This is a genomic window from Antarcticibacterium sp. 1MA-6-2 (genome assembly GCF_021535135.1).
In the GTDB taxonomy this organism is placed as follows: Bacteria; Bacteroidota; Bacteroidia; order Flavobacteriales; family Flavobacteriaceae; genus Gillisia.
On the sequence record NZ_CP091036.1, the window covers coordinates 2,790,486 to 2,804,339 of the forward strand.

Annotated in this window: 14 protein-coding genes; 4 read left to right on the forward strand and 10 right to left on the reverse strand. The window is 36.1% G+C overall.

Going from position 1 to position 13,854, the window contains the following annotated elements:
• Window positions 1–13: 13 nt before the first annotated feature.
• The 9 genes from LZ575_RS14295 to LZ575_RS14335 form a co-directional block, all read right to left on the reverse strand.
• Entirely contained in the window at window positions 14–295 is a 282-nt protein-coding gene (locus LZ575_RS14295) for a hypothetical protein (protein WP_235325132.1), read from the reverse strand.
• Window positions 279–1,136: a PQQ-binding-like beta-propeller repeat protein gene (locus LZ575_RS14300; RefSeq protein ID WP_235325133.1), complete on the reverse strand. Its 858-nt coding sequence runs from the start codon at window positions 1,134–1,136 to the stop codon at window positions 279–281. Before LZ575_RS14300 ends, LZ575_RS14295 begins: the two co-directional genes overlap by 17 nt.
• Complete coding sequence (locus tag LZ575_RS14305; RefSeq protein WP_235325134.1) at window positions 1,093–1,359, reverse strand: hypothetical protein; 267 nt, start codon at window positions 1,357–1,359, stop codon at window positions 1,093–1,095. The genes LZ575_RS14300 and LZ575_RS14305 overlap by 44 nt, the downstream gene beginning before the upstream one ends.
• Before the next feature lie 163 nt (window positions 1,360–1,522).
• The gene (locus LZ575_RS14310) at window positions 1,523–2,389 is read right to left on the reverse strand and encodes an endonuclease/exonuclease/phosphatase family protein (RefSeq protein ID WP_235325135.1); all 867 of its coding nucleotides are present in this window, start codon (window positions 2,387–2,389) and stop codon (window positions 1,523–1,525) included.
• Window positions 2,386–4,122, reverse strand: a complete 1,737-nt coding sequence (locus LZ575_RS14315) for a RagB/SusD family nutrient uptake outer membrane protein (RefSeq protein WP_235325136.1) — start codon at window positions 4,120–4,122, stop codon at window positions 2,386–2,388. Before LZ575_RS14315 ends, LZ575_RS14310 begins: the two co-directional genes overlap by 4 nt.
• 23 nt (window positions 4,123–4,145) lie before the next feature.
• The gene (locus tag LZ575_RS14320; RefSeq protein ID WP_235325137.1) at window positions 4,146–5,615 is read right to left on the reverse strand and encodes a SusC/RagA family TonB-linked outer membrane protein; all 1,470 of its coding nucleotides are present in this window, start codon (window positions 5,613–5,615) and stop codon (window positions 4,146–4,148) included.
• Window positions 5,572–5,961 (reverse strand): hypothetical protein, encoded by a 390-nt coding sequence (locus LZ575_RS14325; protein WP_235325138.1) that lies wholly within the window; start codon window positions 5,959–5,961, stop codon window positions 5,572–5,574. The genes LZ575_RS14320 and LZ575_RS14325 overlap by 44 nt, the downstream gene beginning before the upstream one ends.
• Window positions 5,962–6,092: 131 nt before the next feature.
• Window positions 6,093–6,953 (reverse strand): TonB-dependent receptor plug domain-containing protein, encoded by an 861-nt coding sequence (locus tag LZ575_RS14330; protein ID WP_235325139.1) that lies wholly within the window; start codon window positions 6,951–6,953, stop codon window positions 6,093–6,095.
• Window positions 6,895–7,374, reverse strand: coding sequence for a carboxypeptidase-like regulatory domain-containing protein (locus LZ575_RS14335; protein WP_235325140.1), 480 nt, complete (start codon window positions 7,372–7,374; stop codon window positions 6,895–6,897). The genes LZ575_RS14330 and LZ575_RS14335 overlap by 59 nt, the downstream gene beginning before the upstream one ends.
• A gap of 1,281 nt (window positions 7,375–8,655) precedes the next feature.
• On the opposite strand from LZ575_RS14335, the gene LZ575_RS14340 reads away from it, so the two are divergent.
• The 4 genes from LZ575_RS14340 (at window position 8,656) to LZ575_RS14355 (ending at window position 12,890) form a co-directional block, all read left to right on the forward strand.
• The gene (locus tag LZ575_RS14340; protein ID WP_235325141.1) at window positions 8,656–8,859 is read left to right on the forward strand and encodes a LacI family DNA-binding transcriptional regulator; all 204 of its coding nucleotides are present in this window, start codon (window positions 8,656–8,658) and stop codon (window positions 8,857–8,859) included.
• A 38-nt stretch (window positions 8,860–8,897) separates the two neighbouring features.
• The gene (locus LZ575_RS14345; protein ID WP_235330740.1) at window positions 8,898–9,680 is read left to right on the forward strand and encodes a substrate-binding domain-containing protein; all 783 of its coding nucleotides are present in this window, start codon (window positions 8,898–8,900) and stop codon (window positions 9,678–9,680) included.
• A 647-nt stretch (window positions 9,681–10,327) separates the two neighbouring features.
• The gene (locus LZ575_RS14350; RefSeq protein ID WP_235325142.1) at window positions 10,328–11,206 is read left to right on the forward strand and encodes an inositol oxygenase; all 879 of its coding nucleotides are present in this window, start codon (window positions 10,328–10,330) and stop codon (window positions 11,204–11,206) included.
• A gap of 109 nt (window positions 11,207–11,315) precedes the next feature.
• The gene (locus LZ575_RS14355) at window positions 11,316–12,890 is read left to right on the forward strand and encodes a solute:sodium symporter family transporter (RefSeq protein WP_235325143.1); all 1,575 of its coding nucleotides are present in this window, start codon (window positions 11,316–11,318) and stop codon (window positions 12,888–12,890) included.
• 723 nt (window positions 12,891–13,613) lie between these two features.
• Here the strand turns inward: LZ575_RS14355 and LZ575_RS14360 are convergent.
• A complete protein-coding gene (locus LZ575_RS14360; RefSeq protein ID WP_235325144.1) occupies window positions 13,614–13,805 on the reverse strand; it encodes a hypothetical protein in 192 nt (63 codons plus the stop codon).
• Window positions 13,806–13,854: the final 49 nt, after the last annotated feature.

A 13,854-nucleotide genomic window follows, 5' to 3' on the forward strand; every position in this document is an offset into this window, starting at 1 on the left:
ACTAACTCTTTGTTTATTCCTGAGCTACTCCCGTATTTTTCACATTTTGTCCCTTCATCGGCCAGGGAGAATCGGCAGGGCCGCTGTTTTCAACTGTAATTTTATGGAGTTCAATAGTTGAACCTGCTTTTGCTTCTACGTAAACGGTGCCGTTAGCAATAATGGTAGGAGAATTAACAGCTCCATCACCCAGCTCCAGTTCTTTAAGTAGTTCGCCATCAGGATTAACAATGTACAAGCTACCGTTTGTTGCACCGACATAAATATTTCCCTCCTCATCAACAGCTAAGTACACTTTCAACCACATCAGCATCGAATGTCCATATTATGGATCCATCAGTTAGATTTAGTGATAACAATCCTCCCCTTGAACTAGTATAGAGTTCTCCATTTGGACCTATAACCACACCAGAATTGGAAGCATCATTCACCTGAGTTTGCCACTTAATACTTCCGCTCCCTCCTTCATCTGTAATTGCTACAACGTGAGTTGCGGTAGTGTAATAGATAACTCCCTCTGCCATAGATAATGATGATCCATGTATAGCAGAACCAGTTCCAACTGGATCCCACTTTGGGGCACCATTGGCAGTTGACAACGCATACAACAAACCTTCATCTGTATTTAATATATAAAGAGTACTTTCATCAGGACTTAATACGGGAGCGGTATAAAAAGCTCCAACCCCGGTAACTTCCCACCTTCTCTCACCATCTAAAGTCCAGGAAAAAACACCTCCTCTTCCGGCACCCTGAAATCTGGAGCCATGGTAAATATTTCCCTCTGAATCAACGGCGGGAGTATTATTTGAAACTTTCGTGTTAATCCCCCCACTCCACATCACACTCCCATCTTCGGCGTTAAATTTTGAAATAGCTTGATCCTCAACCCACGCATTTAAATAGATATTACCGTCAGGTCCTATTGAAGGTGCATTGGGAAGCTCAACTCCCAGAGCATTTGAAGCCCATTTTAATTCTGCATCTTCTCCTTGATCTATTACAGCAACAAGGGAACTTTCAGCACCTGCCCGGGATTCTACGTAAAATATCACGCCATTATCTCCTATCACAGGAGCACTGGATCCGTCGTTAATATTTGCTACTTGAGTACTCTGTAGTAAATTCCCAGACAATGCTGGCAGGGAAATCATTTGCACCTGGATCTGGATCCGGTTCTGGATCCGGCTCTGGTTGTTCGTCGGGATAGAAACGAGAAAAATCTTCCTTATTCACTTCAATATCCTTGCTGCAGGAGCTTAATAAAAAACAGTAAAACAGAGGTGTTAATACAAGTTTTAAATATTTCATAATACTAAGATTAATTTTATTTGAAAATTTTTTATCTATGGCAGCCATAAAAATTTAAATTGAGATATTTTTAGAATAATTCCATCAAAAAAGTTTCTAAAATAATCTCTCGTAAGATAATTCTCGAGCACCTATTTCTGCCCAATATCTATCTCCATTTATGGTTTATTCCTTTATGCTTTTAATTTAATATTTGCGTGACCTTTAAATATTAATTTTTTGAATCAGAACCATTTATGTATTCAAAAGTAACAATTACAGGAAAATGATCAGAAATAAATCGTTTTCCCCTTTGTCCATCAAGAACATGGTATTTTCTTGGTGAGAGTTTATTTCCTGCGTAAAAAATATAATCGATTCTATACCGATCTCCTTTGGCTTCTATGTCCCAACTGTTAAAGGTATAACCCGGAGAATAAATTTGATCCGAGTTTAAAGCCTCGAACACGTCGTCCAGTGTTTTGTTTAATATGACATATGGCTCCGAATCTGGTGGAGTGTTAAAATCTCCGGTAAGGATTACAGGCTCTTCGCCCGCAATTTCACTTATTCGGGTAGTGAGCACTTTAGCACTATTTTTTCTGGCTGTTTCTCCTCTATGATCAAAATGCGAATTAAAAAAATAAAAGGTTATTCCTTTGGCCTTATCTCTAAATTTTGCCCACGTTACTATGCGGGGAAGTGCAGCATCCCAACCTTTTGAACCCACTATTTCAGGAGTATCAGATAACCAAAAAGTGTTATTTTCCAAGAGTTCAAACCGTTCTTTAACATAAAAAATTGGACTAAATTCCCCCTTTTGGCCTCCATCGCGGCCAACACCTACATGACCAAACTTGGGAAGTAACTTCTCCATATCCTTTAATTGTGTAATGGTTACTTCTTGTGCCCCAACCAAATCAGCGCCAAAAAAGACGATACTACTTGTTACCCAATCTTTTCTATTATCCCACGAGTTAATTCCATCATCTGGACTATTCCATCTAATATTATAGGACATAACCACCAGATCCTCTTTACACTGGCTATGAGCCGTTATACTCATTAAGAGTATCAGTAAAAATCCTAACTTTTTCATTCCCACCCCGGATTTTGTTCTAGATTAGGATTTAATTGCAATTCCACTCTAGGAATTGGGAAAAGATAATCTTTGTTCTCATTAAAGGTGCGACTGTCAAAATTAGGATGAGGATTTATAAGACCATTCTCATCTAAAAATTTATCCGATCCCAATTTATAATATTGCACTCCTGACACGTTTCCGGGGCGGGTACCTGTATAAAGAACTACGTCAATCTCACCATCTCCTGTTAAATCATATTCGCCTGGACCTGGAAAATACATTCCTCGAATGGGTTGAGTTAAGGTTTGACCTGCTTTCCAGCGCACTATATCATCCCACCGAAAATTTTCCATAAATAATTCAATACGCCTTTCTCTCCTGATCTCAAGTATAACCCCTTTATTATTTCCGGAAACAGCTGGGTATTGGTCGGCCAGAAATGAGTCTGGATTATTGTTTGCCATTTCTAGGTTTAAAGGAGGCATATCAACTCTTGCTCGTAATTCATTAATAGATTTATCTAAATCTTCCTGAGTTAAAGTGCCTAATTCGGCCTTAGCTTCAGCATAATTTAAAAGGACTTCTGCATAACGGAAAAGAGGTAAATCTGTGATTGATTGTCCATTGGTATCATATACTGGTTCTGTGACGAATTTAGTAATTTGATATCCGGTCATTGTCGCTCCTAAATTGGGGGCAAGCTCTATAGATTGTCCCTTACGGGTATAACCGGGAGTTCTTATCGTCTGGGATAAACGAGGATCACGATTTTCTACCTCCTCTGTAAAAAATATCTGATTAAAATTTGCCTGATCCGTAAAACGAGTACCATCTCGGTTTAAATAACTATTTACAAGATCCTTGGGCATTCCCGGCATCCCGAAAGAACCAGTGGTAGTGTAATAATTTACATTATGCCCTATATTTAGTTCTTCAGAATAAGCTCGGGCTAATATTACCTCAGAGCCTATTGCTGCGTGTGAATTAAAAAGATTTGAATAATCTTGCTGAGGGTTTCCCGTACTATATATCTCATAAGGGGAATTTTGAATTAGTTCTTCCGAGGCCTCTATTGAAGCTTCTAAATACTTTTCATAACCCGAAATACCACGGTATTTTTCATATGTTCCTTCATATAGCCCCACGCGTGACTTCAGAGCCAATGCAGTATACTTTGTAACTTCATAAACGTCCTGCCATGCGCGCATGTTTTCAATAGCAAAGTTGAGATCCTCTAAAATTTTATCAACTACAAATTGACGTGAATCCCTTGGCTTTTGTAAAGCTTCTATGTCATCAGGTTGGATCGTAGTTTCATACCAAGGAACTTCTCCAAACCGTTGAAGCTTGTCGAAGTAAAAACGCGCTCTAAAAAAACGTGCCACACCTGCATAATGAGCTTTAGCTTCTTCATTATCTGCCTTTTCATAATGTTCTAGAAAAAAATTTATATCTCTTAAATAGGCCCAATCCCATCCTCCACCAGAAGTTGGCACCAGGCGAGTTCCTCTCATTATGTCGCTGAGATTTGTTTCTATAATATTATCTGTGTCGGCATCACCATTATAAGTAGAAGTGTGAGGCCACATTCGATAAAAACTATTTGTGTACAGCCTTAAATCACTTTCTGTATTGAAGAAAGTCTCTGCAGTAATTTCTGATAATGGTTGTTTATCCAAAAAATCATCACTACAGGAAAATAAACTTAAGCTTATAGCTATAGTAAAAAATAATTGATTTAATTTCATAATATTTCTTTTTAAATCTAATTTTAAAATTGCAACGTTACTCCAAATGAATAAATTTTTGAAAAAGGAACTACCTGAGCATTTCCCCTATTTGAAGATGTAGAGGGGTTATTAAAATTTAGGGCAGCACTAGCGGCTTCAGGATCAACATAATTTGTCAATGGTGAAAAAGTAAATAAGTTTTCACCGCTGGCAAAAATACGTAGCTTTGTTGTAGAAGACTGGGATATAAAGCCTTCAGGTATAGTATACCCAAACGTGATATTTTTAATCCGCATATATGCCACACTTTGCATATATCTGTCATTCACCTTTTCCAACGATCCTCCTAATGCAATGTATCCAAAATTTCTTGGGAAATAAGCGTCCGGGTTTTCCGGAGACCACATGTCATTAATAAGATCTTTTCTTAAATAGGCATTATAAGGTCGGTTATATTGACCCCAGAAAAACCTGGAATCTGCATTTGGATACCAATCTTGCTGGCCTACACCTTGAATAAAAGCGGATAAATCAAAACCTTTCCATTGAGTACTTAAATTTGCACTATACAAATATCGGGGTGCTGTATTCCCAATAATTTCTCTATCTCCGGGTTCATTAACAGTATATTCTCCTTCGCCCACGAATCCATCTCCATCTAAATCAACATATCTTACATCCCCAGGCTGAAGACCCCCACCGTTTGATATTCGATTTGACACAAAACTTTGATCTGCGTGATTGGCAATTTCTTCTTCAGATTGAAATAAACCGTCTACTCTATAACCCCATAATTCACCAATTGTCATACCTACATAAAAGTCCTGGAGACTAAAATTAGGATTTTCGAACCTGGTTATTCTGGTTATTGAATTAGATAAATTTCCAGTAATTGAAAAAGAAAAAGGATCATTACCTAATTGAAAATTATCACCATAAGTCAAGGAAATCTCAAAACCTTTAGTTCTAAGATCGGCAGCATTTTCCATAGGTGAACCTGTACCCAAGACACTTGGTAATGTAGCTCCAGGAGCCAACATTCCTTCAGTATCCCTTATAAACCAGTCAAAGTTCATAGCTAAACGACTTTCAAATAATGAAAAATCGGCACCGATATTTAAAGTACTCACCTCTTCCCAAGTAATTTGAGTAGGATTTAAAGCAGGGGATTCTATGTAATTTAGTCGACTACCATTCATGGGATAATCAAATAATCCATTAGGCATTGTAGGGAAATAGGCGTAATTGCTTATGTTTTGGTTTCCCATTGATCCGTAGGACGCTCTTATTTTAAACATATCAAAAGTTTCTCCCGTTATATCCTGAAAAAAACTTTCTTTATTAATCAACCATCCTGCTGATACAGATGGGAAAAATCCCCAACGATAATCAGCCGGAAAACGAGAAGTTGCATCGTACCTACCGTTTAGCTCCAGTAGATATTTATCGAGATAGTCGTAATTCAACCTAGTAAAATACTCCTTGCAAAGCCCATTCTGTAGCACCACCATCCGCTTGGGGATTGTCTGTTCCAAGACCCAAAGAATTTAAATCATCTGATACAAGATTTTGTTTACTTGCATCAATACTCTTCGCTAAATATGTTTCCTGGTTAAACCCGACCATTGCTTTAAAATCGTGATTATCCAGAAACAGTCTATACTCGCCGTAAATGTTAAATGCATCATAACTACTTGTAGTTCGGTACTCATTTAAATAATCATTACCCATAAGATCGATTTGTTCCGGGTATATAGAATAAGGAATTCTGGTAGAGCGTTGATATCGGCTCCAGTTCCCTCTTCTAATTGCATAACTTGCATTAACTGTCATAGAGTTGAATGGTCTAATTTCCACTGATGCTATGTTTGAAAATTGACCTTCGTTTGTTTGCTGATGCGAGGTTCCTTGTAATAAAGCAGCATAAACCCCGTCCCCCAGTGTGTAGTTATTTAATTCTGTTCTCCATAAAGCGCCACCATCTGGATTTACTTAAGCATATATGAGGGTAAAGCATGTACCCACATTAGACTACTCCACACATTCCTGTAAGTACCATATTGGCTTCCACTATGTTCCAAATCCTGGGCATCATTATACTGCAGGTTATTGGAAAAGGTTAACCAATCTGCAGCCTCTACATCAATTTTTCCTCGAAGATTATATTTTGTATAACTATCGTCCTGCACTTTTAAGATTCCTGTGGATTGAAAGTTCCTGTAGGAAAAATACGCCTTGATCTTTTCTGAGCCTCCAGAAACTGAAGCAGTATGAATTTGTGACGGATAATTTTCCCTAAAAAAATACTTCCACCAGTCCGTATATCCATAATGAATGTATTGCTCACGACCTGCACGATTTTGGATTTCAACCCGTGCAAGGGAAGGATCTCTTGAAACTTCTAGTAAGTTTGCCATGTCAGCTGCATTATAACCTGTATAGGAAACTCCATTGGCATATCTAAAGGATTCATCTACAATAGATACAGCCAAATAGGGATCTGTAAGAAAATCAGTATTTGTAGTGGGAGTACCTATTTCCATAGTGCTTCCAACATTAACAACAATATTCCCTTCTCGAGCATTTTTAGTTGTTACCAATACAACTCCAAAAGCACCTCTAGCTCCATAAATTGCTGCAGATCCAGCATCTTTTAGTACACTTATGGATTCAACATCATTAGGATTTAGATTACTTATGCTTCCTTCTACTCCGTCAATCAGGACAAGAGGTTGTCCACCATTTATAGAAGTAAATCCACGGATATTTATTCTGGGTTCATCTCCAGGTTTACCGGACGTCTGGGTAACATTCAAACCCGGACTTAACCCCTGTAAGGTTGACCCCACATCCGCAACTAGGTCGAGTACCAATGTTTCCTACGTCCACAGTACTTACTGCCGTGGAAATATTTTCCCTATTCGTCGATCCATATCCAACAACTATAACCTCTCCTAGACCTGTAGCGCTTTCGAGTAGGGTAATATGAAAGGTGCTTTGATCACCTAGAGGAATTTCCTGTTGCACAAAACCTAAAAAAGAAAAAACAAGTATGGTCCTGGGATTATCAGGTAGGCTAAAGGAAAAATTGCCATCAAAATCGGTTACTGCTCCAATTGGCAAGTCTTGAACCTTTACCGAAACACCTGGAAGTGGCAGGCCATTTTCATCTACAACAGTACCTGATATAGGCCTATCTTGGGACCATGAATTCCAAGAAATAAAAATCAACAGAAACATTAAAACAATTTTTCGTAAAACTTCTTTCATAATTAATAAATTTAATTTTTAGGAATAATTATTAAATCAAAATTTCGTAAAGCATAAAAGTAATCTTGAAAATCTTCTGCAGTGTTACCAAAGAAAAATGTTTAGGTTAATTATTCATGTTCCTTTATAATAAATCAAATAATAAAATAGTAATGGCTCCTAATGTTCCGTCTATCTAGGTTTTGACCCAGAACAAGTAAGCTCTATTTCGTGCTGGATAGTGTACGAAGTCCTTGACAATTAAAAGGGAAAAATCTTTAATTGAAATCCTTAAGTCCAATTTATATTATTTTTCTTCAGGGCCAACCACGATTCTCCCGAAAAATGGCGCAAACGTTTGCATAGAAATTCTTTTTACTGTTTTACATAGCTAAATATAGATTCATTTGGCAATCAAATTATAATTTGAAAAACTCCCTTTTCCTTCAGACACACCATATTTTTCACATATGCTATAAAAATCTGAGAATCAACTAAATCATCTTCAGAACAGGTTAAGAATATTGACAGTATGTTTGAGATTGCTGCGAAGAATAATTAAATCTGGCGTATTACTCTAATCCTCAGAATCCTTTTAGAATGGAAGACACCTATTTTATGTCCCGATGAAAAAAGCACACCGCCTCGTATCCGTTCAGCAAAAAGAGAAGCAAAAGTGGAATATTTTTTCGTTTACCTTATATGACCGGATTATCCAATTAAATTGGAAGAAGATTCTCTGGAAGAGGAGGTTTCTCCATTACAGCAAAATATAGCGCAGTCTATTGAATAATGGTGAATGTAACGTCATATGAATCCTTAGTAGAACAACAGGCAAAACTATGAGCCAAAATCAAATGGGAGATATTTATAGAGGTGAAAATCAATATTATGGTCAGGTGTCTGGAGTTTAAACTTATAATAGCGAGGCTTCCGGTGGTGAGGGAAGAATTGAGACATTTTAATTGAGTAAATATTTACTACCACATTGCTTTTTTACTACCACAATGCTTTGCCGTTCCCGAAGAGCAATAATGGGTGTTTTAAAATAATAATCGCGGCACCAAACCAGCGAAAAAATTAAATGAAATTTAAATAAAATAATGGCTGGAGAAAATGATTAATTAAAACGGAGAAGATGGGATTTTTACATTTAGTTACACATTACTAGGGCGAATACATCCCTTTAAGTCTTTCTATGCATAATATTTTCTTTTCCAGAAGTGCTAGTCAACATTTCCTTCCATCAAAGTTTTTGTTATATTCAGACTTTCATTTAATTAAGAATAACATATCAAGAAGATGAAGAAAAGGCAGATAACCATAGTTGATATTGGTAATGCACTGAATTTATCAGCATCTACGGTATCCAGGGCACTACATGACCATCCTTCCATAGGAAGGAAGACCAAGAAAGCTGTGGTAGAATTGGCCAATAAACTTAATTATCAACCTAATTTGTTGGCGATAAGTCTACTTTCAAAAAAACCAAAACAATTGGCCTAATTGTTCCCGAAATTACAAGTTATTTCTTTGCTACGGCCATTAATGGGGTTCAAGATGTGCTCGTACCCAAAGGCTATCGTCTTTTAATAAGTCAATCGAATGAATCTCCTGAAGAAGAACAGAGACTAATTGAAGCCCTCTCTCAAGTAAGAGTTGATGGTATTATTATATCCCCCTCGATAACCACATCTGATTACAAACATTTACAAAATCTAAAATCGACTGGAATGCCTTTAATTGTTTTTGACCGAGATTGCCCGGATTTTGAAGGAGATAAAGTTTTGGTTGATGATTATGATGGAGCTTTTCAAGCAGTTGAATATTTGATCAAAACGGGCTGCAAAAGAATTGCTCATATTGTCGGACCGACAGGTGTATCTATCTCCAAATCTCGATTAAGAGGATATTTGGATGCGCTCAGACAATATAATTTACCTATTATTCATGATCTCATAGTGACGAGTAAGGGTTTTACCTCTGAATGCGGAGAAGAAGTAGTTATAAGGCTTCTTGACCTAAAAGATCCACCGGATGCTATATTTGTTGTTAATGATCAAGTGGCAATAGGTGCGATGCTGGTCATCCGAAACAGAGGATTTGTTATTCCAGATGATATCTCTGTCATTGGATTTGACGATGAACCTTACTGCGCCTATTCTTATCCTTCTTTATCATCAGTTTGGCAACCAATATACGGAATGGGAATGCTTTCTGCTAAGATTCTCTTAAACCATTGCGAAGAAAATCTTAATTTAAATCTAAATAGGCGGGAGATTTTTAAGCCAGAACTGATGTTACGTGACTCTACAAAAAAATGCTAGGGAATTTTGAAGCAAAAGATTTTAACTAAAAATCCGATTTTTTTGGTTTTTAAGTTCCTACTTAAGTGCCGTTGATAAAAATTGTAAGTATTTAAAGCCTAATCCAGTTCATCAAAGTAATCGCACGAAATCAGAAGTCACTTGAAGTATAATTAGAAATAAATGCAAACCTTTGCTTATCAATTAGTGACTTATAATCCCTTTTAATTTAAAATTTATTGTATTATTGGGTAAAACCAAAAGAGATCTTTAAATACTCTTATCACATATATACTTCAATTATTCTTAAATACTTTTTTTAATTAATTCTTATTATGCCGAAGGAAATTAGGCTATTTAATTAAAAACGAATTTTCAATTACCCTTTAAAGAAATAATACTTATGCTACAACTGATAGTAATCTAGCCAGGTCTTTATTATCAAAAAGCATCTAATCAATATGATAGGTATGTTACCGATAAGGAAAAACTACTTAAATTAGGTCTTAATTCCGACAGTCAATAATTGTTGATTCCCGGAAAAAAGTGTATGAGCAAATTTTGAGAAAAATTGAAACGCAATCTTTGTTTTTATGTTTAACCTAATCGATTTTTTAAAATTACTTATTTTATAGAACAACTAATTTATTTTAAAAATCATTCACGCCATGAAAACCGAATTTTCCAAAAAAGAAATTGCTCCGTTAAAGAGTATTGAAGACTGGGAAGATGATTTAATTTCTCGATATCCTAATTCCAAATCATCTCCCAAAAATAAAAAAGAATATCGAAACTATAAAGACTCCGAAAGAGTAAAAACAGTCAAAGAATTTTACAGGCTTAACCATACATATCAGACTTACGAGTTTGTAAAAGTCAAAGAGGAAGAATTTTTAAAGTTTGATAAACGGGAAATGTCTTTATGGGAAGCAATAGCTTTTTTAAATACTTTGGTCGATGATTCAGATCCTGATACTGATCTCGATCAACTTCAGCACCTACTACAAACTTCTGAGGCTATAAGGGCAGATGGGCATCCTGATTGGTTCATTCTAACCTACTTTATGCATGATTTAGGTAAAGTGTTATGTCTATTCGGTGAACCGCAATGGGCCGTTGTTGGTGACACTTTTCCTGTGGGCTGTAAACATTCAGAGAAAATTGTTTTACCGGAATTTTTTGAAGCCAATCCAGACTCCAAAGATGAACGATATAGTACAAAATATGGTATTTATGAACCTAATTGCGGACTTGAGAAGGTGAAGATGTCCTGGGGACACGACGAATATCTTTATCATATGATGAAGGACTATCTCCCTGAACCTGCACTTTACATGATTAGGTATCATTCTTTCTACCCTCAACACAGGGACAATGCTTATGATCATTTACTGAATGACCAGGATCGCGAAATGCTTAAATGGGTCGATATGTTCAATCCCTATGACCTATACTCTAAAGTTCCTGTACCACCAGATGCCAAAGCTCTTCGCCCTTATTATGAAGATTTAGTTGCTAAATACTTACCACCGACTTTAAAATTTTAAAAATTAAAGACCAGCTATTTTCTATTAACGTTTTTATTAATTTTTACATCCTGTTAATTCGAAAAAATTTTGTATATAATTCTGTTCTAACTTTTAGATTTTTTCTCTCGTGCTGATCCTGATTTCATTTGTGGGTTTTACAGCTTTTGTTGGTTTTTACTCCTGGTACAAATTGCGTAATGACAACATAAGTACCAGAGACGGATATTTTCTCGGCGGAAGAAGTTTAACAGGAGTGGTTATTGCTGGTTCTATGATAATGACCAATATCTCCACTGAACATCTTGTAGGTATGAATGGTTCCGCCTATAAAAACGGCATGATTATTATAGGTTGGGAAGTAACCTCAGCTATCGCTTTAGTTATTGCTGCACTTTATTTTCTGCCTACTTATTTAAGAATGGGATTAACTACAATTCCAGAGTATCTTGAAACCCGATTTGACGGTTTGACAAAAACCATTGTAGCTCTACTGCTTATGGTTTCATTTGTCGTGACCTTGCTACCTATCGTTCTATATACTGGTGCCATTAATTTAGAAAGTATATTTAACATTTCTGAAATTTTGAACATTAGCAAAACAGAGGGTATCTGGGTAACGGTTGCTGCAATTGGAGTTTTAGGTTCTTTATACGCTATTTTAGGGGGGTTAAAGGCTGTAGCTTTTTCAGATTCTATAAACGCAATTGGATTACTTGTTGCGGGACTGTTCGTGCCGCTTTTTGCTCTTTGGGATATTGGCTCAGGGAATATCTTAAATGGACTTTCTCAAATGTATGAGACAATTCCCCACAAATTCGACGTAATTGGAGAGGAGTCGTCTGTCTTACCTTTCAGTACTCTTTTTACAGGGTTAATGATTAATCAAATTTACTTTTGGGGAATGAATCAAACCATTATTCAACGAGTATTTGGTGCAAAAAACATGGCTGAGGCCCAGAAAGGCCTCTTATATGCCGGAGTTCTAAAAATCATGATACCATTGATAATTGTTTTACCAGGAATTATAGCTTTTTATTATTTCGGAAATAAATTCTATGATCAACAGGATTTTATTTATCCGGAATTGGTGAAAAAGATCTTTCCCGTGAGCCTTATCGGATTTTTTGCCGCAGTAATTCTTGGAGCTATCTTGAGCACATTCAATAGCGTATTAAACTCTTCTGCCACCATCTTTAGTCTGGACATATACAAAAAGCTAATAAACTCACAAGCACCAGATAAAGAACTGGTTCGTGTAGGAAAAATCAGCTCTGTTTTATTAGCAGTATCTTCTATACTTATAGCACCTATGGTAGGAAATGCCCCTGAAGGTCTTTATCAATTAATGCAGCAACTAAATGGTATTTTCTTTATTCCAATTGCATCCATCTTACTTGCGGGACTGTTTATACCTAAAATTTCGGCCACAGGAGCAAAAGTAGGTCTATTTACGGGGTTGCTGTTCTATCTGCTTACGACCTTTCTAATGGATATTAATATCCATTTTATTCATGTTTGGGGAATAGAATTTGTTTTAAATTTAGTCGTAATGTATTTGGTTTCGCTTAAATACCCCAGTAAAGGTAGAGTGTCCTTATCACCACACGTACATATAGACATGACCCCCTGGAGATATGCCAAACCACTTTCCCTGGCTCTTTGTGCTATTACAGTCTTAGTTTATTACCTACTGGGACAATAAATTGAAGCTCTTAATATGGATGTGTGCTTTTTGCAAAAGCAGATTCTTGTTTTTGGAAAAAGCCACAGGACCTTTCTTACGCTGTGCAATGGAAACCTAGGAAAAATATAAAAACTAGGGAAATAAGTTGAATTTGGCTTTAAAAATTGGATATCTCTCAGGTACTGGAGATTACGAGCAAGGACCTGCTCCGCACTTGACAAAATAAAAAAGTTTAAAGGTTCGGACGAATATTTTTGAGACATAACAGAGCAATTCCTAATTTTAATCTGACTCTCTATCTCACGAAAGGAGTAGTAGAATGTATATAAAAAAATGTCTTTACTGATCTATAAATAGGGAAAGCAGAAGATATTAATATCGAATTATTTTCATTTTCAAAAATGATGCTGCAATAGTTATAGATAATAGACGTCGGCTGCCCATAGAAAGGATCAAGGGTCAAAATTTTGTTTCTAGGTCTAAAAATTACCTGAACCTAAAGTTTTGCTCTTTATGAAGCAGATTCTAGTAAATAACAATTTTTATAAATTTGGTTATATCAATTTCTTATTTTAAACAATAGGGTTTAAGTTGTTTAAACTAGATTCAGCGTAAATTAAGAAACTAGTAAAGGAGTTTTCCTTTTAGTTTTGTCATACTTTTGAACATAAAAAAACTAGTAAAGAAAATTTTACAATAGTAGAAAAATTCTTTACTCTACTCATAATTAAGTATTATTAATTAGGAGGAAAATTTCTCCTTAAGCTCGTCTTTATGATCTCTAATATATTTATACACCAAATAACTGGCACCAATAGCGATTCCTGCGGAGAGGATGCTTCCTGTCCATTGAAGCCCTTTTTTGGCAACCCATAATTCTGCTGCTTTTTCTGCTGCTTTCTTTGCTGTATTTTTAATTTCGTTCTTATCCATTTGAAATATAATTTTATGGTTCAGGTTCAATTTCTAAAAGATGAAGCAG

Bases quoted from the DNA above. Each gene is read 5' to 3' on its own strand.
- LZ575_RS14305 (WP_235325134.1), bottom strand. From the start codon at position 1,359: ATGGCTGCCATAGATAAAAAATTTTCAAATAAAATTAATCTTAGTATT.
- LZ575_RS14310 (WP_235325135.1), bottom strand. From the start codon at position 2,389: ATGAAAAAGTTAGGATTTTTACTGATACTCTTAATGAGTATAACGGCT.
- LZ575_RS14315 (WP_235325136.1), bottom strand. From the start codon at position 4,122: ATGAAATTAAATCAATTATTTTTTACTATAGCTATAAGCTTAAGTTTA.
- LZ575_RS14320 (WP_235325137.1), bottom strand. From the start codon at position 5,615: ATGGTGGTGCTACAGAATGGGCTTTGCAAGGAGTATTTTACTAGGTTG.
- LZ575_RS14335 (WP_235325140.1), bottom strand. From the start codon at position 7,374: ATGAAAGAAGTTTTACGAAAAATTGTTTTAATGTTTCTGTTGATTTTT.
- LZ575_RS14340 (WP_235325141.1), top strand. From the start codon at position 8,656: ATGAAGAAAAGGCAGATAACCATAGTTGATATTGGTAATGCACTGAAT.
- LZ575_RS14350 (WP_235325142.1), top strand. From the start codon at position 10,328: ATGAAAACCGAATTTTCCAAAAAAGAAATTGCTCCGTTAAAGAGTATT.
- LZ575_RS14360 (WP_235325144.1), bottom strand. From the start codon at position 13,805: ATGGATAAGAACGAAATTAAAAATACAGCAAAGAAAGCAGCAGAAAAA.